This window comes from Nocardioides sp. LHG3406-4 (genome assembly GCF_049897745.1).
In the GTDB taxonomy this organism is placed as follows: domain Bacteria; phylum Actinomycetota; class Actinomycetes; order Propionibacteriales; family Nocardioidaceae; genus Nocardioides.
The window spans coordinates 506,781-529,277 of record NZ_JAFCWV010000002.1 but is presented as its reverse complement, the minus strand read 5'-3'; the positions used below and the strand labels follow the sequence as shown (position 1 = coordinate 529,277).

Here is a 22,497-nt window from a genome sequence, read left to right as displayed (position 1 = left end):
ACCGCCGGCTCAGTCGCCGAGCACGTACCGCATCTGCGTCGGGTGCGGCGGGAACTCCGCCTCCCCGCGCTCGCCCGTCGGCACCCAGCCGAGGTGCTCGTAGAGCCCACGGGCCCGGTGGTTGTCGACCAGGCACCACAGGTACGGCGTCTCCCCGCCGTCGCGGATCGCCGCCACCGCCCGCTCGACACCCGCGCGCCCGAGGCCCGACCCCCACCGGTCGGGGTGCACGCCGAGGTGTCGGAGGGTGCGCACGTCCCACGCGCTGAACGCCAGGACGCCCTCGGGTCCGTCGAACACCTCGACGGTCACTCCGGGATCGTCGAGCACCAGCGCCCAGCGCGCCAGGACGTCGTCGTCGGGGAAGGGGAAGCGATCCGGCGGGAAGACGTGCGCGAGCGCGACCAGGTTGGTCGCTCGCTCGGCCAGCATCAGTGCCGCGGCGTCGTCCGCGCCGGCACGGCGCCAACCGCCCGCGGCGGTCACGGTCGCCCTGCCGCGTCCCAGGCGACGTGGGCGCGCCACGTGGTGTCCCACAGCCCGCGCAGCCGGTCGTCCTCGACGCCGGAGAGGCTCAGCCCCACCGAGACGAGCGCGTCGTGCCAGTCGTCGTACGTCGTCAGGTCGCGCTGCGTCGTGCCGCCGGCGTCGATCCTGGTGTGCACGCACCCCCGCACGGTGTCGAGGGCGCCGACCGACCTTCGCTGGACCACGAGGAGCCGGGCGAAGTGACCGTCGGGCGGCGTCGACAGCACCGCGTGCGCGCCGGGGACGTCCATCGGCAGCGACCGCGCCGCCATGCCGGTGAAGGAGCCACGCGGGTCGTTGCCGAACGACCAGCCGGCGTCGTCCAGCTCGTTGATCTCGAAGGCCAGCAGGCCGTCGTGGTGGCTGCCCACCAGGAGCGGCAGAGGATCGAGGAAGCCCTCGCCCAAACCGGCGTCGGGCCACCAGCGGCCGCCCGGGTTCGCCTCGGTGGGCAGGCCGGAGACCACCAGCACGAGATGGTTCAGGTCGGCGCCGTCGCGCGCCCCTGGGTCGCTCCACACGTGTCCGTGTCGTCTCTCGACCGTGAACCCGAGGTGCTGCAGGCCCGCCCCGAGGGCGCCGTTCTGGTGGAAGCAGTACCCCGACCGGCCGGTCTCCACCACCTGGCGCAGGCAGGCGGCCTCGTCGACGGGCTGCGGCGACCCGAGCATGATGTCAAGGTTGTTGTAGGGCAGCAGCTCGAGATGCGCCCGGTGCAGGGCCTCCAGCGTCGCCAGCGTGGGTGGTGCCTCCGCGATCCCGAGCCGCGAGAGGTACGCCGCGGCGAGCTCACTCATCGTCATCGAGCCCCTGCTCGATGACGTATCTGGTCAGCTCGACGCGATTGTGCATCTGCAGCTTCCGCAGGGTGCTCTGCACGTGGTTCTGGACGGTGCGGTGCGACAGCACGAGCCGCTCGGCGATCTGCTTGTAGCTCATCCCCTTCGCCACCATCTTGAGCACCTCGGTCTCGCGCTCGGTGAGCTGTGGGGTGTCGGTGTCAGGCTGGGCCGGTCCCGACATGCGGCGGAACTCCCCGAGCACCAGTCCGGCCAGCCCGGGCGTGAAGACGGTGTCGCCGGCGGCCACCCGGTTGACGGCCGCGATCAGCTCGTCGCGCGAGGCCGACTTCACCAGGTAGCCCGTCGCCCCGGCCTTCACGGCCTCGAGCACGTCGGCCTGCTCACCGGAGGCGGAGAGGATCAGCACCCGCGCCGACGGGTCGTGCTCGAGCACGGCGCGCGTCACCTCGACCCCGTTGGGCTCGGGGATCTGGAGGTCGAGCACGACGACGTGCGGCCGGGCCGCCGGGAAGCGGGCGATCGCCTCTCGCCCCGTAGCGGCCACGCCCACGACCTCGAAGCCGGCCGCCTCGAGGTCGCCCTCGACCGCGTCGCGCCACATCGGGTGGTCGTCGACCACCATCACCCTGATCGGCCCGGTGGGCGCCCCGTCAGTCACGGGGTCCAACCTAGTGGTGATAGCGACCTCGACGGTGCAGGAGCGGCTCGTCGTCGTCGCCGACGACCAGGCCTGCGATGGCCGCGGTGACCTCGACCGACCAGCCGACGTCGCGGACGTCACCGACCACGACCTCGGCCCACGTCGACGCGTCCGCCAGCCGCGGCCCGGAGCCGGTCTGCACCCACTGCGCCTGGGCGAACGCACCGCCCGGTGCGGGCATCTGACCGGCGAACTGCTCCGCAAGGTCGCGGTGGCGCCACTCGAGGAGCTGGACGACGCACCGCGCCGCCTCGCTCCCCCGCAGCAGCTGGCCCAGGTCGGAGTCTGGGTCCAGCAGGCCGATCACCATCGGCGGCACGCCGGGGACGACGAGCATCGACGAGACGGGGAGGCCGGCCCGTTCCGCACCGGACCCAGCGGTCCAGAGCGACACCTGTCCCCCGAGCCGGCCACGAAGCCGCCGCGCCTGGTCGGGGTCGGGGTCCAGGAAGGGGTGCTCGCTGTGGATCGTCATGTCAGGTCGCCCTCCGGTCGCGGCACGGCCAGCTCCCACTCGGTGCCCCACGACCCGGTCGTCACGGTGGCGGTGCCGCCGAGCTCCTCGAGCCGGCCACGGATCGACGCGACCACTCCGAGCCGGCCCGTCGCCTCCGCGGCGACCAACCGGCCGGCCGGGATGCCGGGGCCCTCGTCGCGCACCGACACCACAACGTGCTCGTCCACGGCGTCCAGCATCACCCAGGCCGGCGCCTCGGCCCCGACGTGGACGGCCACGTTGTCGAGACAGGCACGCGTCGCGGCGACCATCTCGGAGACGACGTACGCCGGCAGCGGCACGGCCGTCCCCGGCGTCACGACGCTCACGTGCGGGCCGCTCAGGGTCTCCAGCGCGACGGCGAGGTCGGTGGACGCCGACTCGCCTGCCAGGGTGTCCTGCTGCCGGATGAGCGAGCGCAGCGACGACTCCTGCTCGCCGGCCAGCCGGCCCAGGTCGGCGAACTCGCCGCCCAGCTCGGTGCCCCGGCGCTGCACCATCGCCAGCACCTGCAGCACGCCGTCGTGCACGGCTCGGGCCAGCCGGGCCCGCTCGCCGGCAGCGGCCGCGGCGCGCTGGGCCAGGTCGCGCTCGGTTGCCATCTCCTGCAGTGACTGGCACATGTAGCCGACGATCGGGCCGCCGATCATCAGCAGGAAGACGTTGCCGTAGTTGGCCTCGCTGACGTCGGGCCGGATCACGAGGTCGACGGCCGACAGGCACGCGCCGGCGACGAGTCCGCCCTGCCAGCGCCAGTGCACGGCCCACGCCAGCAGCACGCCCATGATCCAGAAGCCCGGCACGGTGGCCCGGAAGTCCTCACCCTTGAGCCAGGGCGTGGCCAGCAGCGCACCGAGAGCCACTGCGAGGTCGCCCGCCAGCAGCGTCGCGGTGCGGCGCGGTGCGGCGGCGTACGCCCAGAGCGCGAACGCCGTCCACCCGACGAGGAGCAGCACGAGGACGGCCGCGGCCCCGGGGCGGTCGAAGTTGTCGCGCCGCCAGAAGGTCAGCACGACGAGGTTCAGGGTCACGATGACCCGCAGCACGGCGAGGGCGGCGTACATGCGGTCCTCGACCGCGACGGCAGCCGCCGACGCCCTGACGGCAGCGTGCCCACCGACCATGACGGTCAGGACGCCTTCTTCTCCTCGGCCGCCGCCTCGCGCTCGGCACGCCGGGCGTCGTCGGTCTTCTTCGACAGGTCCTTGGCGTCGGAGGCGTACATGTCGACGTACTCCTGGCCCGAGAGGCGCATGATCTCGTACATGATCTCGTCGGTGATCGACCGCAGGATGTAGCGGTCGTTCTCCATGCCCTCGTAGCGGGAGAAGTCCAGCGGCGTGCCGAAGCGGACCATCGGCCGCGTGAACGAGCCGAACTTCTTGCCGGGCGGGGCGACGACGTCGGTGCCCACGACGGCGACGGGGATGACCGGCGCCCCGGTCTCCAGGGCGAGCCGCGCGACCCCGGTCTTGCCGCGGTAGAGCCTGCCGTCGTGCGACCGGGTGCCCTCGGGGTAGATGCCGAACAGGTCGCCCTTGGCGAGGATGGCCTTGGCCGACTTCAGCGCGCCCTCGGCCGCGGACGCGCCACCGCGGTCGATGGGCACCTGACCGGCACCGGAGAAGAACTTCTTCTGGAACCACCCCTTGATCCCCGGGGTGGTGAAGTACTCCGCCTTGGCCACGAAGGTCACCCGCCGGGTCAGGGTCAGCGGCATGAACATCCAGTCGGTGTACGACAGGTGGTTGCTCGCGAGGATCGCCGCACCCTCGTCGGGGACGTTCTCCACCCCGGTCGCCTGGGGGCGGAAGAAGAGTCGGAGGACGGGCCCGAGGGCGATCCACTTCAGGAACCAATACAGCACGATCGGACTCTAGCCCGTCGCCACCGTCCGTGGCGCTCCCTCGCGAGCCGTCGCTCTGGCACGATGCCGCCATGTCGTCAGTCCTGCCCACCGCCGCTCCGTTCTCGGCGCCGGCCCGGCCCGAGCTGACCGGCGGCCGGCCGGTCGGCGTACTGCTCAGCCACGGCTTCACCGGCTCCCCCGCGTCGATGCGACCCTGGGGTGAGGCACTGGCCGAGCGCGGGTACGCCGTCGAGGTGCCCCGGTTGCCCGGGCACGGCACGTCCTGGCAGGAGATGAACACGACCACCTGGAGCGACTGGTACGCCGAGGTGTCGCGGTCGTTCGACCTGCTCGTGGCCGGCAACGACTCGGTCGTGGTCGGCGGGCTGTCGATGGGCGGCGGCCTGGCCCTGCGGCTGGCCGCCGACCACCCCGACCAGGTGGCCGGCGTGGTGCTGGTCAACGCGGCGGTCGCCACGATGCGCAAGGACGTGCTGGCGCTGCCAGTGCTGAAGTGGTTCGTGAGGTCTTTCCCCGGCATCGCCAACGACATCAAGAAGCACGGCGTACAGGAGCACGGCTACGTCCGGACGCCGCTGCGCGCAGCGCACTCGATGATGGCCAACTGGAAGCCACTGCGCGCCGACCTCGCCACGGTGACCGCGCCGGTGCTGTTCTTCAAGTCCACCGAGGACCACGTCGTCGACCCGCTCTCGCTCCAGCTCATCCGCTCGGGTGTCTCGTCGACCGACTTCACCGTGCGCAGTCTCGACGACAGCTACCACGTGGCCACTCTCGACAACGAGGCTGAGGCGATCTACGAGGAGTCGGCCGCGTTCATCGCCAGGGTGACGGCACCCGCGGCCGGCTAGCCCCGGCTCACCCGCAGTCGATCGCGCCCAGCCGGGCCAGGCCCTCCAGGTCGCCGGGTCCCCAGGTCAGCTGGCGTCCGGTGGTCTCGGCGTTCATCAGCTCGTCCGGGTCTTCCACGTGGTCGAGGCCGACCAGGTGGCCGAACTCGTGGTCGACCACCGCCTGGGCGATCGCGGTCCCCCGCCCGGGTTCGAGGCCGTCGAAGGCCGCCCAGTCGAGGACGACGGTCCCGGTGACGTACTCCAGGTGGCCGGGCCGCGACTCGACAGCGGTGCTGCCACCGAGCCCGGCGACGGCGCCGGCCAGGTCGGGGATCTCGTCCTCGGTCGCCCAGCCGACCAGGACCGGGGCCCGCTCGCCGCCGCGACCCCTGAAGTCGCGGCTGTCGGTCGTCCCCTCGTAGGAGAGGTGCAGTCCGGAGGCGTCGCTGACGTGCTCGATGGAGGTCCGGACGAGGGTCTCCCAGTTGCGCGGTGCGCCGTCGGGGTTGACCCGCACCTCGATGACCTGGCAGGGGTCGTATCCCACCGGCTCCCGACCGGGAGGCTGGGTGCGGAAGAACGCGTGGCTCCCCGACCCGTCGGGGCCGCCGAAACCGGCCAGGGCGCGCACCTGCGCCATGGTGTCACTGGGATGGATCGCCACGACGATCGCGAGGAGCGCGGCGGTGAGCACGACCACCCAGAACGTGCGGACGGGGTGTCGAGCCCGACGCGGAGCCGTCGCAGGCGGCAGAGCGCCGAGCCCGAACCGACGGTCGAGCTCGTCGAGCTCGCGCAGTCGCCGCTCCAGCTCACGGGCGGTGCGCCGCCGCCGCGCCCTCTCTCCGCCGAACACGGACACATGCTCCCCGACGGCCCAAGCACACCCCTCGCGCACCGACCCGAGGCGACCGACCGCGCGACGTCGACCACCGCCGGGCGTCTACGCTTCATAGGTGACCAGCAACGACGAGCCGGGGCGTGAGCGCGACCTCGACCGCGCGTGGCGCGACATCGTCGATCACTACGGGGAGCGGCCCACGGTCGCCCCCGAGACCCCGCCGCCGCCGGATCCGGGCCTGGAGCCCGAGCTGGTGGCGACCACGCCTCCCGTCTCCGAGCAGTACGACGAGGAAGAGCGCTTCGTCCCGCCGCCCCCGCCGCCGTTGCCCTGGGTCGAGCCCAAGCGTCGCGTGGCGTGGCTCGGGCTCTTCGGCGCTCCACTGGTGCTGCTCCTGTTCACGGTGTTCGGCTGGGGAATGCCGCGCCTGCTCGCCTACGCCCTGGTGATGGCGTTCGTCGGCGGCTTCCTCTACCTGGTCGCGAACATGCCGCGGGGCCCCCGCGACCCGGGCGACGACGGCGCGCGGATCTGACCGCTCGTCCGAGGCGCCGTTAGGGTGACCACCGTGAGCGTCAGCGAGAGCGTGGAAGTCACCGGCCATCTGATGGACAGCGGGATCCTGTCGCGCATCCTCGACGACATCCGCGAGTACGACGGCGACTACGCCATCGACCGTTTCGACGTGGGCCACGAGGCGGGTGACACCTCCCGCGCGACCATCACGGTCACGGCCGAGGACGACGAGGCGCTCCAACGGCTGCTGATGCGGCTGCAGACGCGGGGAGTCAACCAGGTCGACCCGGGCGAGGCCGCCGTGCGGGAGGCAGAGCAGGACGGCGTCTTCCCCGACGGCTTCTACTCCACCACCAACCTGGCGACGAAGATCCGCCTCGACGGCCGGTGGTTCGACGTCGAGAACCCGGAGATGGACTGCGGTCTCGTCGTCGAGGCGCACGACGACGGTCGCCGCGTCTACACGCTGCCGATGTCCGACGTACGCACCGGCATGCAGGTCGTGTGCGGCGCATCCGGCATCAAGGTGACCGTGCCGGTCGTCGACAAGAGCCAGGAGTCGTTCGGCTTCATGGAGTCCGACGTGTCGTCGGAGAAGCCGCAGGCGGTGCTGGTGCGCCAGGTCGCCGACGGCATGCGGGAGGCCAAGGCGGCCGGCAAGAAGGTGCTGTGGGTGGGCGGCCCCGGGGTCGTCCACACCGGTGCTGCGCCGGCGCTGGTGTCGATGGTCGACGCCGGCTTCGTCGACGTGCTCTTCGCCGGCAACGCGCTGGCCACCCACGACATCGAGTCGAGCCTCTACGGCACCTCGCTGGGCGTCGATCTCGCCCAGGGCCGCGGGGTGGAGCACGGACACGAGCACCACATCCGGGCGCTCAACACCATCCGCAAGCAGGGCTCGATCAAGGCAGCCGTGGACAGCGGCATCCTCACCGGCGGCATCATGCACGCGCTGGTCACCCACGAGAAGCCGTTCGTCCTGGTGGGCTCGGTGCGCGACGACGGCCCGCTGCCCGACGTCTACACCGATGTCATCGAGGGCCAGCGGGCGATGCGCGCCGAGATCAAGGACGTCGGCTTCTGCCTGATGGTGGCGACCATGCTGCACTCGGTGGCGACCGGCAACATCCTGCCGGCGTCGATCCCGCTGGTGTGCGTCGACATCAACCCGGCCACGGTCACCAAGCTCGCCGACCGCGGCTCCTCGCAGGCCCGCGGCATCGTCACCGACGTCGGGCTCTTCCTCGAGCAGCTCGCGATCGAGCTGGTGCCCGACTACCGCCGGAGCTGACTCTCCCGCACGAGCACCGCAGCCCCGACCAGGCCGGCCCGCGGGCCCAGGTGCGCTGCCAGCACCGGAGGTACGACGCGGTGCGCCGCTCCGACCAGGGACCGCTCGAGGGCCACCCGGGCCGGGTCGAGCAGCCGGTCACCGGCGGCCGAGACGCCGCCCCCGATGACCACGCAGTCCGGGTCGAAGGCCGCCACCAGGTTGGCGACGCCCACTCCCAGCCAGGAGCCCACCGTCGCGAAGGCCGCGCGCGCCAGCAGGTCTCCCGCCGCGGCGGCATCGGTGACCATCGGCCCGGTGAGCTGCTCGGGGTGCCCGCCACAGGCCTCCTCGAGCATCGTCGGCTCGTGGCCGAGGCGCTCGCGGGCGTAGCGGACCAGCGCGTTGCCGGAGGAGTACTGCTCCCAGCAGCCGCGCCCGCCGCACTCGCACTGCTGACCGTCCGGCACCACCTGCATGTGGCCGAACTCGCCGGCCATGCCGTTGGCCCCGCGCACCACGTGACCGTCGAGCACGAGCCCGCCGCCGATGCCGGTTCCGAGGGTCACCACCACGGCCGAGCCGGCCCCGCGCGCGGCGCCGTACTCCCACTCGGCGACCGCCGCGCACGTCGCGTCGTTCTCGAGCGCGACCGGCACGTTCCAGCGCTCGGCCAGCCGCGCCCGCACCGGCTCGTCCTGCCAAGGCAGGTGCGGGGCGAACATCACCCGCTCCCCCGTCGCCTCGACGAACCCGGCCGCCGCCAGGCCCACCCCGGCGATGGGCGAGTCCCCGGCCACCGCGTGCACGGCGTCGGTGAGGGCGTCCTCGATGAGCGAGGCGTCGACGCGGCGGCCCGGGGTGGCGGCGCGGGCAGTGCGCACCACGGTGCCCTCGTCGGAGACGACCCCGGCGAGCACCTTGGTGCCGCCGACGTCGACGCCGATCCACACGGGCTCGGCCATCGGTCCCCCGGTGTCAGTCACGGACCCTGGCCAGGTCTGCGGCGCCGATCAGCCCAGCGTGATTGCCCAGCGTGGCCTCGCGGATCTCGAGCTCGGGGTGGTAGCCACGGCCCGGCAACGACGCCTCGAACGCCGCCCTGAGCGGGTCGAGGAGCAGATCACCGGCCGCGCTCACACCGCCGCCGATGACGGCGACGGCAGGGTCGAGGACGGCGGCCAGCGAGGCGATGCCCTCTCCCAGCCAGCGGCCCAGGTCGGCGAGCTGCCCGATCGCGAAGCGGTCGCCCTCGGCCGCGGCGACCGAGATGAGCGGACCGTCGATGTCCTCGACCCGACCGCCGGCACGCTCCAGCAGGGGCTGGGCGAACGGCGATCCCGCCTCGACCGCCGCACGCGTCTCGCGGACCAGCGCGGTGCCGCTGCCGTACATCTCGAAGCAGCCGCGGTTGCCGCAGCCACACAGGTGCCCGCCCGGCACCAGGCGGAGGTGGCCGATCTCGGCAGCGACGCCGAAGGCGCCCCGGTGCAGCCGGCCGTCCAGGACGATGCCGCCGCCGATGCCGGTGCCGACGGTGACGAGCAGCAGGTCGTCGACGTCCTCGCCGGCTCCGAAGCTGAACTCTCCCCAGGCGGCCGCGTTGGCGTCGTTCTCGATCACGAAGGGAAGGTCGACGCGCGCCTCGAGCTCGGCCCGCAGGTCGACGTCGCGCCAGGCGATGTTGGGGGCGAACAGCACCGTCGCCCGGTTGCGGTCCACGTAGCCGGCGGCGCCCACTCCCACCGCGACGATCTCGTGGCGCGACCGCAGCTCGCCGACGAGCGCGACGATGGCGTCCTCCATGCCCTCGCTGTCGGTGGCCGGTGACTCCACCCGGATCTCCTCGACCACTTTGCCCTCGGGGTCGACGACGCCGCCCGCGATCTTGGTGCCGCCCACGTCGATCCCGCACGCCAGGCTCATACGTCGTCCTCCCAGTCGCCCTCGTCGACGTCGATGTGCTCCACGTCGGCCGAGCGGCCCTCCCGGCCGTCGTCCGGCACCGCGGTCGCGAGCGCGCCGACGACCGCGTGCATGAGGGACGTCGCGGCCGAGGTCAGGTGGCCGCGCACCTCCGGGCTCATCGAGCGCACGGCGTGCACGGTGCGGCAGACCGGGCACCACGTGCACTCGGCGGCGCCGGTCGCCAGGTGCGCCTCGACGTCGCGGACGGCATCGCTCGCCCGCGACGCGAGGTCGCCGACGTTCGCGCCCAGGTCGCCGTGCTCGCGCGCCCACCCCGACAGGGCGCCCATGAGCTTGGCGGCCTCCTCGGCGAGGCTGCCCACCTCCGGCGGCTCATCGCCCGACCGGCTCCCTGAATGGGTCACGACGTCCCGTCCTCCATCCGCACCTGCAGCTCGCCGTCCTGGACACGTGCTCCGGTGACCCGGTGCCGGGTGAGTCCGGCAGGCAGCGTGAGGAGACGACGATACGACCCCACCGTCACCACGAGCTCGTCGCCGTTCCTGCCGAGATCCACGTCCGCCCTGGTGACGCCCGGCAGCCGCAGGGAGAGTACGGCGCCCCGGCTCGTGCGCACGATCCGGAACGGCCCGTCCTGGGTCGGTGTCGCGAGGGGGTCCGTGTCGTCGTACACCTCCCGGGCGAGGTCGATCAGCGCCTCGACCCCGACCGGCTCCGCGGCGCGGTAGACCGAGCGCCACAGCCGCAGCCCCGGAAAGGAGGCCGCGGCCTCGGCCAGCACGACGTCCTGGGCTGCGACCCAGCCCGACCGCCAGTCGTCACCGTCGGCCCCGGGGAAGATCCGGTTGGCGACCACGCCGTCGACCCGGTAGCCGAACAGCGACAGGGTCGTGTACGAGCGCCGCGCCTCCGCCAGCACGACGCTCTCGGGCGTCATCACCAGCCGGACGCTCGCCTCGGGCCCGGAGAGCAGAGCGCGCACCTCCTCCAGCTCGGCGTACAGCCGCTCGACCGCGTCGAAGACGGTGTCCTCGGGCATCGGCACTCCGGCGGCGCGCGAGAGCACCGGCCGCAGCGCCTTCACCACGCGCCGCTCGACCGGGAGGACGCGCTGCATGTACCAGCCGAGCGCCTCGGGCAGGGCGAGGAGGCGCAGCGTCTCCGCGGTCGGCGCGCAGTCGACGACGATGACGTCCCACTCGTCGGAGACGGCGTGGAGGCGCAGCTCGAGCAGGGCGAGCACCTCCTCCGCGCCCGGGATGACCGTCAGCTCGGCGGCGGCCACCGGGTCGACACCGGCGACCTCGAGGACCCGCAGCAGGTAGCGCTGGATGTCGGCCCAGCTCTGCTCGAAGCGCAGCTGGGCGTCGACCTGCTGGGCGTAGAGCCCCTCGGCGATCCGGGTCGGCTCCGCGCCGACCGGGGTCGCGAACGCGTCGGCGAGCGAGTGCGCCGCGTCGGTCGACAGCACCAGGGTGCGGTGGCCGCCGGCGGCGGCGAGCGCCGCGGTGCCGGCGGCGACGGTCGACTTGCCGACGCCGCCCTTGCCCGTGAAGAGGAGGATCCGCAACGTCAGAGGGACTCGACGCGCTTCTTGAGCCCCTTGAGAGCCGTGTCGATCAGGATCTTCTCGCCCTTGCGCTTGAGCATCCCGATGAGGGGGATCGACACGTCGAGGGCCAGCCGGTAGGTGACCTCGGTGGAGGCGTTGCCCAGCTCGCGGAGGACGTAGGCACCGTCGAGCGACCTCAGCATCTTGCCCTCGACGAGGGTCCAGGTGACCTCGTCGTCGCCCGACCACTGGTAGCTCAGCGTGTACTCGTCCTTGATCGGGGAGACGTCGAGCGAGAAGAACACCTCGTCGGCCCGGCCGTCCGACCCCTGGCGCACGACGTCGGCGGTCTTCACGCCCTTGGCCCACGTGGGGTACGACGGGAAGTCCGCGATGACGGCCATCACGTCGGCGGGTGCGGCGTCGATGACGATCGAGGAGGTGGTCTGTTCGGCCATCGAGACCCCTGAGGGTGCGAGTCGGCGCGGGCGACCGACGGGGTGGGCTGGGGGTTGCGACCCTACCGGATCGACGACCTCGCGAGAGCGGCCAGCAGCGCCCCCGTGGGCGGACTCGCCCACCCGGCGGTACCGTGCGCATGGTCATCAGCCACACCCCGCAGGAGGCCCCGTGCGTGAGTTCTCCACGCCCCTGAACACCGAGATCCCGGCCACCGGGAACCTCACCGACGACGTCGTCGCCAACGCACGGGAGGCAGGCGCCACGGTCGTGTTCAGTCGCCGGGTCGGCGAGACGTGGCAGGACGTCACGGCGCAGGACTTCCTCACCGAGGTGCGCTCGGTGGCGAAGGGCCTGATGGCTGCGGGCATCGAGGCCGGCGACCGCGTGGCCCTCATCTCCAAGACCCGCTACGAATGGACCCTCTTCGACTACGCCATCTGGTTCGCCGGCGCGGTCACGGTGCCGATCTACGAGACCTCCTCGGCCGAGCAGGTGCACCACATCCTGAGCGACTCCGGTGCCCGCGCCGTCGTCGCCGAGGCCACCGAGCACATGGCCCGCATCGCCGGGGTGCGCACCGACCTCGACGAGCTGCACCACGTCTGGTCCATCACCGACAACGCCGTGGGCGTGCTCGCGGGGCTGGGCGAGGACATCTCCGACGACGAGCTCGAGGCCCGGCGTACCAGCGCGACGCCCCTCGACCTGGCCACCTTGATCTACACGTCCGGCACGACCGGCCTCCCCAAGGGCTGCATGCTGACGCACGGGAACTTCATGTTCGAGCTGGGCGTGGCCGTCGAGGAGCTCGACCGGCTCTTCGACGTGGAGGGCTCGTCGACCCTGCTGTTCCTGCCGCTGGCTCACGTGTTCGCGCGCATCATCCAGATCGGCTGCGTCAAGGCGCGCGTCCGCCTCGGGCACAGCTCCGACATCAAGAACCTGGTCGCCGACCTGCAGGCGTTCCAGCCGACGTTCATCCTGGCGGTCCCCCGGGTCTTCGAGAAGGTCTTCAACACGGCCTCCCAGCGCGCCACCGCCGACGGCAGGGGCGCGATCTTCAACCGCGCCGCCGACACGGCCATCGCCTACAGCCGCGGTCTCGACAAGGGCCGGCCCGGTGTCGCCGTACGCGCGCAGCACGCGGTCTTCAAGCGGCTCGTCTACGGCAAGCTGCTCGCTGCGCTCGGCGGGAGGTGCGAGTACGCCGTCTCCGGCGGCGCCCCGCTGGGCGACCGGCTCGGTCACTTCTACCGCGGGATCGGGCTGACCGTCCTCGAGGGCTACGGACTCACCGAGACGACCGCAGCGCTCACCGCCAACCTGCCCGACGCACAGAAGATCGGCACGGTCGGTCGGCCGCTGCCCGGCACCGCGGTGCGGGTCGCCGACGACGGCGAGCTGCTCTTCTGCGGCGGCCAGGTCTTCGCGGGCTACTGGCACAACGAGGAGGGCACCACAGAGGTGCTCGACCGGGACGGCTGGTTCCACACCGGCGACGTGGGCGAGGTCGACGACGAGGGGTTCGTCCGGATCACCGGACGCAAGAAGGAGATCCTGGTCACGGCCGGCGGCAAGAACGTCGCGCCCGCGGTCCTCGAGGATCGGCTCCGGGCCCATCCGCTGATCGACCAGTGCATCGTCGTCGGCGACGGCCAGCCCTTCATCGCCGCACTCGTGACGATCGACGAGGAGACCTTCCCGGACTGGGCGGAGCAGCACAGCAAGTCCGGCGGCGTGGCCGACCTGGTCGACGACGCCGACCTGAACGCGGCGATCGAGCAGGCCGTCGAGGACGCCAACAAGGCCGTGTCGAAGGCGGAGTCCATCCGCAAGTTCGCGATCCTGCCGGTCTCCTGGACCGAGGAGGACGGGCAGCTCACCCCGAGCCTGAAGCTCAAGCGAAACGTCGTGCTCAGGGAGTTCCGGGACGACGTCGAGGCTCTTTACCTTCCTTGACGAAAACCACCACGCGCAGCCTCATTGACCACTAGCGTTTGATCGTGTAGCCGTACCGGGCCGGCCTCGGCCTCCCGGACCGCCGACCGGACGAACCACAGGGACGCCACCCGTCCCTGAGTGAGAGGCCAGCCCCCGATGGACCGTCGCAAGCTCATGCTCCTGGCAGCCGTGATCGTCGCTGCGCTGGGCACCGTGCTCGTGTTCTTGTACGTCCAGGGCGCCGACAGTCGTGCCGCCGCTAAGTTCGACCACGTCGAGGTGCTGCGCGCAGTCGCGATGATCGAGCCTGGCGAGACCATCGACGCGGCAGCCGCTGGCGGCAAGCTGCAGCTCCAGCCCGTGCCTGCGGACGCAGCCATGCAGAACGTCGTGTCCACCATCGACGACCTCGTCGGCGAGGCCGCGAACACCCGGATCTACCCCGGCGAGCAGATCATCACCGACAAGTTCGGCGACGCGGGTGATGCCTCCCTGCTCCCCATCCCCGAGGGCAAGATGGCGATCTCGGTCCAGCTGACAGACGTCTCCCGCGTGGCCGGCTTCATCAAGGCGGGATCACGCGTCTCGATCTTCGTGAACGGCACCGGGAAGGCGGTCGTCGACGGCACCGTCTCCGAGGACGAGCCGATCACGCGTCTCCTGCTGCCCGACGTCACGGTCATCGCGGTGGGCTCGACCACCCCGACGGCCCCGGGCGAGGGCGCCGTCGTCGAGGCCCTGCCGGCCACCATCCTCACCCTGGCCGTCGACCAGAAGGAGGCGGAGCGGGTCATCTACTCCCAGCAGAACGGCGACCTCTCGTTCGCGCTGCGCAACTCCGACAGCGAGGTGACGGCCTCAGACTCCGGCGTCACCATCGACAACCTCTTCAAGTGACCTGACATGCCCGTCGTCGTCGATCCCGACCAGGTCAAGGTGGCCGAGCTGCTCAAGGCTCTGCCGCCCGGCAGCCACGCCATGGACACCTTCGAGCGGCTCGAGACGTGGCTCGACCAGCGCGACGAGGAGTACGCCGTCGTCCTGGGCCCGAACCTGTCCCTGGACGCCGCCCTCACGCTGTCCGACCAGATGCGCACCCAGCGCCCCACCATCGGCGTCGTGCTGATCCGTCAGGCGGTGGACACCGACGTGCTCACCCGGGCGATGCACGCCGGGGTGCGCGAGGTCGTCAGTGACGGCGACATGGCGGCCATCGGCGCAGCGCTCGACCGTGCGCACGAGGTGTGGATCGCGCTGCGCGGCAGTGCCCCGGCGCCGACGCTGGGCAAGGTGCTCACCGTCTTCTCGCCCAAGGGTGGGGTCGGCAAGACCACGGTGTCGGTCAACCTGGCCCTGGCCCTGGCCGCCGACGCGAGCCGCAAGGTCTGCCTGGTCGACATGGACCTCGCCTTCGGCGACGTGGCGATCACCCTCCAGCTGTTCCCGACGCACTCGATCGAGCACCTGATCGGCAGCGAGAGCACCCTCGACTTCGGGCTCGTCCACAGCATGCTGACCCCCCACGAGTCGGGGCTGATGGTGCTGGCGGCGCCGAGCCTGCCGGATGCCCGAGACCGGGTCACCGGCGCGCTCGTCACCCGAGTGATCAAGGCGCTGCAGGAGCACTTCGACTACATCGTGGTCGACAGCGCGCCGACGTTCGACGAGCAGACACTCACCGCGCTCGACGGCACCGACGAGTGCGTGATCGTCGCGACGCTCGACGTACCCACGCTGAAGAACGTGCGCGTGGCGCTCGACACCCTCGACATGCTCAGCATCGCCTTGGACCACCGCCACCTGCTCCTGAACCGGGCGGACGACCAGGTCGGGCTGGGCGCCGACAAGGTCGAGTCCATCCTCGGCATGGAGGTCGCCGCACGCATGGTCACCTCGATGGAGATCGCGGCCGCCACCAACGCCGGCCAGCCGATCGTCGTCTCTTCGCCCGACCACGAGTCCTCCAAGGTCATCCGCGCCCTCGCGACCCGGCTGACCGGCGAGGTGCTCGACCACGACGCCTCATCGACCGCCGGCTCCCGGCGCTTCCGAATCAGAAGGTGACCAGATGAGCGGTCTCGCCGATCGACTCGCGCAGGCACGGCGTCGCCAGGAGGACGCACCCGCCGCTGACGGGGTCGAGCCCCCTCAGGACGACCGGGACGACCTCGACGACCTGATCATCGGGGCGCCGTTGACCACCACGGTCACCGCTCCCGTGCCCCCGCCCGAGCCGTCGACGACCCAGGTCGGCAAGCGGCGGGCCGCCGTACCTGCCGGCGAGCCGCCGTCCCGGCGCTCGCTCCCCCAGCAGACCGACCGGCTGGGAGACATCAAGGCCAGCGTCCACACCGAGCTGCTGCGCCAGCTCGGCCCCACGCTCTACGCCGCCAACCTGGACCAGAACGAGCTCGACCAGAAGGTGCGCGGCGCCCTGCACGACGTGCTGTCGTCCCAGGAGAAGCCGCTCAGCGCCGTCGACCGAACCCGCGTCACGCAGGAGATCAGCGACGACATCCTCGGCTACGGGCCGATCGAGCCCTACCTCCGTGACCCGGAGGTCTCCGAGGTCATGGTCAACGGACCCGACAGCATCTGGCTGGAGCGCGGGGGCCGGCTCGTGGCCGCCGACGCCAACTTCACCGACGAGCTGCACCTGCGCCGCACCATCGACAAGATCGTGTCGCGCATCGGGCGGCGCGTCGACGAGTCCAGTCCCATGGTGGATGCCCGGCTGCCCGACGGCAGCCGCGTCAACGCGGTCATCCCCCCGCTCTCGATCGACGGCTCCGCGCTCACCATCCGCAAGTTCGCCGCCGACCCGCTCACGGTGGACGACCTGATCCGGTTCGGCTCGCTCAGCAACCGGACCGCCGACTTCCTGGACGCCTGCGTGCGCGGCCGTCTCAACATCATCGTCTCGGGCAGCACCGGCGCCGGGAAGACCACCACCCTCAACGTGCTGTCGTCGTTCATCCCGCACGACGAGCGGATCGTCACCATCGAGGACGCCGCGGAGCTCCAGCTCAAGCAGGAGCACGTGGTCCGGCTCGAGTCGCGGCCCTCCAACATCGAGGGGAAGGGTGAGGTCTCGATCCGCGACCTGGTCAAGAACAGCCTGCGCATGCGTCCCGACCGCATCATCGTGGGCGAGGTCCGTGACTCCTCGGCCCTCGACATGCTCCAGGCGATGAACACCGGCCACGACGGCTCGATCTGCACGCTGCACAGCAACGGTCCCCGGGACACCCTGGCGCGCCTCGAGACGATGGTGCTGATGGCGGGCATGGACCTGCCGATCCGCGCCATCCGCGAGCAGGTGGCCTCCGCGGTCGACCTCATCGTCCACCAGACACGCTTCAAGGACGGCACCCGCCGGATCACCCACCTCACCGAGGTGGAGCGGATGGAGGGCGACGTGATCACGCTGCAGGACATCTTCGCCTTCGACAACTCCGCCGGGTTCGACATCCACGGATCGGCGCTCGGCCGACTGCGGGCCACCGGCCTCCGTCCGAAGTTCCTCGAGAAGATGCAGTACTCCAACGTGAACGTCGACCCGATGCTCTTCGCGATGGACGGCCTGTGATGGCGCGTCTGCCCCGGGTGGTCGTGGTCGCTGCGCTGGCGACGATCACCCTTCTCGGCCCGGGTCAGGCCGCGTACGCCGCCGACGAAGCCGCCATCACCCACGTGCAGCACGAGGCCGGCGCCGTCAGCCTGCTCGTCAGCGTCCCGCCGGACTCCGACATCGACCTGTCGTCCGCCGAGGTGACGATCGACGGCGCGGCCGCCGACGCCACGGCCAAGCGTGCCGCGGGCAGCACCACCGTCCGTCGTACCTCCGTGCTCGCCATCGACACGAGCAACTCGATGCGGGGAGCACGGTTCGCTGCGGCCAAGGCCGCGGCGCTGGTCTATCTCGACACCCTCCCCGCCGACGTCTACGTCGGCATCGTGACCTTCGACAGCGACGTCTCGACGCCCCTGTCGCCCACGCTCGACCGCGACGCCGCCCGCGGCGTCATCGACAAGCTGTCGCTGCGGCCCAAGACCCGCCTGTACGACGGCGTTCTCGCAGGCGTCGAGATGGCCGGGACCGAGGGGCAGCGCAGCCTGCTCGTCCTCTCCGACGGAGCCGACACGAGCCGCACCGAGATCTCGGCCGTCCAGAGCGCCATCAGCGACGCGGAGGTCCTCACCGACGTCGTGTCCCTCGAGCAGGCCGGCGACGCCGTCGAGCCCCTCTCGCTGATGGCCGCCGCCGGCGACGGCCAGGTGATCAGCGCCGACTCCGGAGCCCTGGCCGACACGTTCTCCGCGGAGGCCGACGTGCTGGCCCGGCAGGTGCTCGTGACGGCGAACGTGCCCGCCTCGGTCACCGCGACCGACGCCACGGTCGCGGTCTCCCTGCAGGCCGGCGCCACGACATTGACGGCCGAGATCTTCGCGCCGGTGCGCGAGCGCACCGCGAAGCCGGCGACCACGCCCCTGCCGTCGCCCCCGGGCACCGACTCGGCGATCCAGATCCCACTGTGGGGCGTCTACACCGGCGTCGGCCTCGTCGGCATCGGTCTCCTCGGCTTCATCTCCATGCTCGTGCTGTCCCTGGGGCGCCCGGCCGAGCTGACCGCGGCAGAGCGGGTCGTCCAGTACGCCGCCGCCGGGGGTCGCGGCCCGACACCCGCCGAGCGCAAGCAGGCCGAACAGCCCCTGGCCCAGGCGAAGGGCGCCGCCGCCGGCGTCCTCAGCCGCAACAAGTCGCTCGAGCAGCGGATCGCGCGCAGGCTCGACGCGGCGGGCAGCGGGTTCCTCCCGTCGGAGTGGCTCCTGCTGCACGCCGGCATCGTGGTCGGCGCCGGGCTCCTCGGTCTGCTCGTCGGGCGCGGCAACATCGTCCTCGGACTGGTGTTCCTGCTCCTCGGAGTCCTCGTGCCGTGGGTGTGGCTGGGCATGATGAAGAAGCGCCGCTACAAGGCCTTCAACGCCGCCCTGCCCGACACGCTCCAGCTCATCTCCGGCTCCCTCGCCGCCGGGCTCTCCCTCGCGCAGTCGATCGACACGATCGTCCGGGAGGGTGGCGAGCCGGTGGCCACCGAGTTCCGCCGGGTCCTGGTGGAGACCCGGCTGGGCGTCAACATCGACGACGCCCTCGAAGGGGTCGCCGAGCGCTTCGACTCCAAGGACTTCTCCTGGGTCGTCATGGCCATCCGCATCCAGCGCCAGGTCGGCGGCAACCTCGCCGAGCTGCTCGACACCGTCGCGGGCACCATCCGCGAGCGCGAGTACCTGCGGCGACAGGTCCTCAGCCTCTCCGCCGAGGGCCGGCTCTCCGCCTGGGTGCTGGGGCTCCTCCCTCCCCTGTTCATGGTCTACCTGCTGCTCACCCAGCCCGACTACTTCGGTGTCATGTTCACCTCGCCACTCGGCTGGCTGATGATGGGCGGCGCCGCTGTCGCGTTGGCCGTGGGGGCGTTCTGGATGAGCCGGCTCGTGAAGGTGGAGGTGTGACATGACCCTGCTGCTGATCCTGGGCGCGCTGCTCATCGTCCTCGCCATCTACCTGTTGTCCCTGGCCACCTCGGGGAGCACGCAGCACCAGCCCGGAGTCGAGCGGGCGATCGCCGCGCTGCACTCCATGGGTGGGGCTCCCAAGGAGCTCACCGCGGAGCTCGAGAAGCCCTTCTCCGAGCGCATCATGGCTCCGCTCCATGAGCGGGCCCTCGGCCTCGGCCGCCGCCTCACGGGGGCCGACTCCGCGCAGCGGATCACCCACAAGCTGGACCTGGCGGGCAGTCCGGTCGGCTGGAGCGTCGACCGGGTCGTCTCGCTCAAGGTCATCGGCGCCGTCGCCGGACTGGTCGTGGCCGGGCTCGTCACCACCCTGCTCGGCCTCAGCCTGGGCCCGCGCGTGGGCTTCACCCTGGTGGGCGCGGTCGTCGGCTACTTCGGTCCGAACCTGTACCTCTACCAGCGTGCCTACGACCGGCAGGCGCAGATCGCCAAGGAGCTCCCCGATGCCATCGACCTGATGACCATCAGCGTCGAGTCCGGGCTGGCCTTCGACGCCGCCGTCCAGCAGGTCGCCTACAACACCACCGGCCCGCTCGCCGAGGAGCTCTCGCGAGTGCTGCGGGAGATGCAGATCGGATCCTCGCGAGCCGACGCGCTGCGGGCCATGGCCGAGCGCTCCAACCTCGCCCAGCTGCGCAGCTTCATCAGCGCCCTGGTGCAGGCCGACGCGTTCGGTATCCCGATTGCGCAGGTCCTGCGCGTACAGTCGTCCGAAATGCGCATCAAACGGCGTCAACGTGCCGAGGAGAAGGCCATGCAGGTCCCGGTCAAGATGACCATCCCGCTGATCTTCTGCATCCTCCCCTGCCTGTTCATCGCGGTGCTCGGCCCCGCCGCCATCAACATCATGGAAAACTTCGGCTGATGGGCCGGGCCGTGCGGCCGCACTCGGGGCTGGTCGACGGGGCGCGCGCCTTCGTCCTGCTCGCACTCGGGGCGCCGGTGCTGTGGGCTCGCGAGATCTACGGCGTGCTGGGCCTGATCGCCCTCATCGGCATCTGGTTCTCGGTGTCGCTGGCCATCCGCACCCGCCTGCCGCTGGTCCTGGTGTGCCTGGCCGAGGCCCTGCTCGTCGGGCTCGTCTGCGGCATCGCCTTCGCGCAGGCTCCCGCCCTGCTGGCGGCCCTCGCGGTGCCGCCGTTCGCCCATGGTCTGTGGCGCGGCGCGCGCGGAGTCGCCGCGTCCGTCTCCGCCGAGGCCATCGGCCTGGTCGTCGTCATCGGACTCGGCCAGGCGGCTCCCACGGCCGACCAGATGGCCGACGTGTTCACCTGGCTGGTCACCGGCTTCGGTCTCGGGCTCGTCGCCAGCTTCCTGGGCTCGCTGGCCGACGACGAGCCGGACAGCTCCGCGCCCTACCGCGAGGCCAGGCTGCTCATCCGTGAGCTGCTGGACCTCTCCGGAAAGCTCAGCGGCGGCCTGGACCCGACGAGCATGGCGGGCTCGATCCTCGAGGAGGTGAGCGCCGAGCTGCCCGTGCAGCGCGCGGTCCTCTACGTACGCCGCGAGGACCGCCTCATCGCCCTCGCGAACCAGGCTTCCTCCGAGGAGCTCGAGCCGCCGTACACCGACGAGCTGGCGGACACCGCCTGGTCCGAGTCCACGGTGCAGGTGGTCGGCCACGACTTCGCGTTCCCGCTGACCACGTCGGGTGAGACCATCGCTGTCGTCAGCGGGCGGTTGGCCGCCGGTCTCGATCCCGAGCTGCTGGGGCTGACCAAGCAGCTCCGCTCCATCGCAACCGGCCTCGAGCCGATCGCCCTGCGCCTCGACACCGCCCAGCTGTTCGCCGAGTTCCGAGATGCCGCCACGTCCGACGAGCGGCGCCGGCTCGCACGGGAGATGCACGACGGGGTGGCGCAGGACATCGCGTCGATGGGCTACATCGTCGACGCGTTGATCAGCTCGGCGCCCACCCCGGACCACGAGGCGGCCCTGCGCCAGCTGCGGTCGATGATCACGTCCGTGGTCGGCGAGGTGCGCCACTCCGTGATGACGCTGCGCACCCAGGCCGGATCCAGCGAGAGCCTCGGCGCCGCGATCGCCGCCCTCGCGCGTCATCTCAGCGACGTGAGCGGCATGCCGATCGCGGTGACCGCCGACGAGCGCACCAGCCGCCTGCGGCACGAGGTGGAGGCGGAGCTGCTCCGTATCGCCCAGGAGGCGATGAACAACGCCGTGCGGCACTCCCATGCCTCGCTCATCGACGTGCACTGCCGCGTCCACGCGCCGTCCGCGGAGATCGTCGTCACCGACAACGGTCGTGGACTGCAGCCCGGGCGCAGCGACTCCCACGGTCTCTCGATCATGCGCGAGCGCGCCGCGCTGATCGGCGGCACCCTCGAGGTCGGCCCCCGAGCGGGCGGCGGCACCCGTGTCTCGGTGCGGGTAGGCGATACTGCAGGCGTCAGACCGGCCGACCCCACCACCCCGAAGGACCGCATCGACGCATGAACGCCGACAGCGCCAGCCCGACGACCGTCCTCCTCGTCGACGACCACGAGCTGATCCGGCACGGTCTCGCCACCGCGTTCTCGCTCGACCGGACCATGAGCGTCGTGGGCCAGGCCGGGTCCGTCGCCCAGGCCATGGAGGGCTGGAACGCGCACCGGCCACAGGTCATCGTCACCGACCTCCAGCTCCCCGACGGCACGGGTCTCGACGTCGTCCGCGCCGTCCGCCGTGACCAGCCCGACACTGGGCTCGTCGTCCTCACGATGCACTCCGGCGACGAGCAGATCTTCGCCGCCATGGAGGCGGGCGCCTCGGCGTTCGTCGGCAAGGACTCGCCGTCCACCGAGGTCGTCAAGGCCGCCAAGCACGCCGCCGTCTCTCCGCGGACGTTCCTGTGCGCCGGCCTCTCGGCCGCGATGATCCGCCGGACCACCGGGGAGTCGACCCGGCTGTCCGACCGCGAGCACGAGGTGCTGCTGCTGCTCGCCGACGGTCTCGGCGCCGGCCAGATCGCCGGGCAGCTCTACATGAGCGAGTCCACGGCGAAGTCCCACATCGCCCGGATCTACCAGAAGCTGGGCGCCACCAACCGCGCCCAGGCGCTGGTGACGGCGATGCGCAGCGGTCTGCTGTCGAGCATCTCGCCGAACGGCCGCTGAGGGCGCACCCGGGTCACTGCCGGGGTAGCCCGTTCGGGCTACCAATCCTCGACTGATGTGTGGACCGCA

23 protein-coding genes are annotated in these 22,497 nt (G+C 71.6%); 11 read left to right on the top strand and 12 right to left on the bottom strand.

The annotated features are described in order from the left end of the window. Positions 1-9: 9 nt before the first annotated feature. From ACP7BP_RS08610 to ACP7BP_RS08585, 6 genes are read right to left on the bottom strand one after another with little or no spacing between them, the layout of a single operon-like run. Positions 10-486, bottom strand: a complete 477-nt coding sequence (locus ACP7BP_RS08610; protein ID WP_426244160.1) for a GNAT family N-acetyltransferase — start codon at positions 484-486, stop codon at positions 10-12. Beyond that, positions 483-1,331: an arylamine N-acetyltransferase family protein gene (locus ACP7BP_RS08605; protein ID WP_426244159.1), complete on the bottom strand. Its 849-nt coding sequence runs from the start codon at positions 1,329-1,331 to the stop codon at positions 483-485. Before ACP7BP_RS08605 ends, ACP7BP_RS08610 begins: the two co-directional genes overlap by 4 nt. Next, positions 1,318-1,953 carry a response regulator gene (locus ACP7BP_RS08600; RefSeq protein WP_426244780.1) on the bottom strand — a complete coding sequence of 212 codons (636 nt, stop codon included), beginning with the start codon at positions 1,951-1,953 and terminating at the stop codon, positions 1,318-1,320. Before ACP7BP_RS08600 ends, ACP7BP_RS08605 begins: the two co-directional genes overlap by 14 nt. Positions 1,954-1,999: 46 nt before the next feature. Next, on the bottom strand, positions 2,000-2,506 hold the full coding sequence (locus ACP7BP_RS08595) for a flavin reductase family protein (protein WP_426244158.1): 507 nt from the start codon (positions 2,504-2,506) through the stop codon (positions 2,000-2,002). Further along, complete coding sequence (gene macS / locus ACP7BP_RS08590) at positions 2,503-3,651, bottom strand: MacS family sensor histidine kinase (RefSeq protein ID WP_426244157.1); 1,149 nt, start codon at positions 3,649-3,651, stop codon at positions 2,503-2,505. The genes ACP7BP_RS08595 and macS overlap by 4 nt, the downstream gene beginning before the upstream one ends. A gap of 5 nt (positions 3,652-3,656) precedes the next feature. Then, a complete protein-coding gene (locus ACP7BP_RS08585) occupies positions 3,657-4,394 on the bottom strand; it encodes a lysophospholipid acyltransferase family protein (protein ID WP_426244156.1) in 738 nt (245 codons plus the stop codon). A gap of 71 nt (positions 4,395-4,465) precedes the next feature. Between ACP7BP_RS08585 and ACP7BP_RS08580 the strand changes: the two genes are divergently transcribed. Continuing rightward, entirely contained in the window at positions 4,466-5,248 is a 783-nt protein-coding gene (locus ACP7BP_RS08580) for an alpha/beta hydrolase (RefSeq protein ID WP_426244155.1), read from the top strand. Positions 5,249-5,255: 7 nt separating this feature from the next. Here ACP7BP_RS08580 and ACP7BP_RS08575 read toward each other — a convergent pair whose 3' ends face one another. Beyond that, positions 5,256-6,086 (bottom strand): hypothetical protein, encoded by an 831-nt coding sequence (locus tag ACP7BP_RS08575; RefSeq protein WP_426244154.1) that lies wholly within the window; start codon positions 6,084-6,086, stop codon positions 5,256-5,258. A 100-nt stretch (positions 6,087-6,186) separates the two neighbouring features. On the opposite strand from ACP7BP_RS08575, the gene ACP7BP_RS08570 reads away from it, so the two are divergent. Together ACP7BP_RS08570 and ACP7BP_RS08565 are read left to right on the top strand one after the other, a co-directional pair. Then, entirely contained in the window at positions 6,187-6,606 is a 420-nt protein-coding gene (locus ACP7BP_RS08570; RefSeq protein WP_426244153.1) for a hypothetical protein, read from the top strand. Between the two features lie 33 nt (positions 6,607-6,639). Beyond that, positions 6,640-7,878 carry a TIGR00300 family protein gene (locus ACP7BP_RS08565; protein ID WP_426244152.1) on the top strand — a complete coding sequence of 413 codons (1,239 nt, stop codon included), beginning with the start codon at positions 6,640-6,642 and terminating at the stop codon, positions 7,876-7,878. Here the strand turns inward: ACP7BP_RS08565 and ACP7BP_RS08560 are convergent. From ACP7BP_RS08560 to ACP7BP_RS08540, 5 genes are read right to left on the bottom strand one after another with little or no spacing between them, the layout of a single operon-like run. Beyond that, entirely contained in the window at positions 7,863-8,843 is a 981-nt protein-coding gene (locus ACP7BP_RS08560; RefSeq protein ID WP_426244151.1) for an ROK family protein, read from the bottom strand. The genes ACP7BP_RS08565 and ACP7BP_RS08560 overlap by 16 nt on opposite strands. After that, complete coding sequence (locus tag ACP7BP_RS08555) at positions 8,836-9,783, bottom strand: ROK family glucokinase (RefSeq protein WP_426244150.1); 948 nt, start codon at positions 9,781-9,783, stop codon at positions 8,836-8,838. The genes ACP7BP_RS08560 and ACP7BP_RS08555 overlap by 8 nt, the downstream gene beginning before the upstream one ends. Next, complete coding sequence (locus tag ACP7BP_RS08550) at positions 9,780-10,190, bottom strand: hypothetical protein (protein WP_426244149.1); 411 nt, start codon at positions 10,188-10,190, stop codon at positions 9,780-9,782. Before ACP7BP_RS08550 ends, ACP7BP_RS08555 begins: the two co-directional genes overlap by 4 nt. Next, positions 10,187-11,356: an ArsA family ATPase gene (locus ACP7BP_RS08545; RefSeq protein WP_426244148.1), complete on the bottom strand. Its 1,170-nt coding sequence runs from the start codon at positions 11,354-11,356 to the stop codon at positions 10,187-10,189. Before ACP7BP_RS08545 ends, ACP7BP_RS08550 begins: the two co-directional genes overlap by 4 nt. A 2-nt stretch (positions 11,357-11,358) precedes the next feature. Then, positions 11,359-11,796, bottom strand: coding sequence for an SRPBCC family protein (locus tag ACP7BP_RS08540; protein ID WP_426244147.1), 438 nt, complete (start codon positions 11,794-11,796; stop codon positions 11,359-11,361). Positions 11,797-11,968: 172 nt separating this feature from the next. On the opposite strand from ACP7BP_RS08540, the gene ACP7BP_RS08535 reads away from it, so the two are divergent. From ACP7BP_RS08535 to ACP7BP_RS08500, 8 genes are all read left to right on the top strand, one after another. Next, positions 11,969-13,759 carry an AMP-dependent synthetase/ligase gene (locus ACP7BP_RS08535; RefSeq protein WP_426244146.1) on the top strand — a complete coding sequence of 597 codons (1,791 nt, stop codon included), beginning with the start codon at positions 11,969-11,971 and terminating at the stop codon, positions 13,757-13,759. A gap of 138 nt (positions 13,760-13,897) precedes the next feature. Then, on the top strand, positions 13,898-14,638 hold the full coding sequence (gene cpaB / locus ACP7BP_RS08530) for a Flp pilus assembly protein CpaB (RefSeq protein ID WP_426244145.1): 741 nt from the start codon (positions 13,898-13,900) through the stop codon (positions 14,636-14,638). Positions 14,639-14,644: 6 nt separating this feature from the next. Beyond that, on the top strand, positions 14,645-15,805 hold the full coding sequence (locus tag ACP7BP_RS08525) for an AAA family ATPase (protein WP_426244144.1): 1,161 nt from the start codon (positions 14,645-14,647) through the stop codon (positions 15,803-15,805). Positions 15,806-15,809: 4 nt separating this feature from the next. After that, entirely contained in the window at positions 15,810-17,330 is a 1,521-nt protein-coding gene (locus tag ACP7BP_RS08520) for a CpaF family protein (RefSeq protein WP_426244143.1), read from the top strand. After that, positions 17,330-19,252 carry a type II secretion system F family protein gene (locus ACP7BP_RS08515; RefSeq protein ID WP_426244142.1) on the top strand — a complete coding sequence of 641 codons (1,923 nt, stop codon included), beginning with the start codon at positions 17,330-17,332 and terminating at the stop codon, positions 19,250-19,252. Before ACP7BP_RS08520 ends, ACP7BP_RS08515 begins: the two co-directional genes overlap by 1 nt. 1 nt (position 19,253) lies before the next feature. Continuing rightward, a complete protein-coding gene (locus ACP7BP_RS08510) occupies positions 19,254-20,180 on the top strand; it encodes a type II secretion system F family protein (protein WP_426244141.1) in 927 nt (308 codons plus the stop codon). Further along, entirely contained in the window at positions 20,180-21,769 is a 1,590-nt protein-coding gene (locus ACP7BP_RS08505; RefSeq protein WP_426244140.1) for a sensor histidine kinase, read from the top strand. The genes ACP7BP_RS08510 and ACP7BP_RS08505 overlap by 1 nt, the downstream gene beginning before the upstream one ends. After that, the gene (locus tag ACP7BP_RS08500) at positions 21,766-22,428 is read left to right on the top strand and encodes a response regulator (RefSeq protein WP_426244139.1); all 663 of its coding nucleotides are present in this window, start codon (positions 21,766-21,768) and stop codon (positions 22,426-22,428) included. Before ACP7BP_RS08505 ends, ACP7BP_RS08500 begins: the two co-directional genes overlap by 4 nt. Positions 22,429-22,497: the final 69 nt, after the last annotated feature.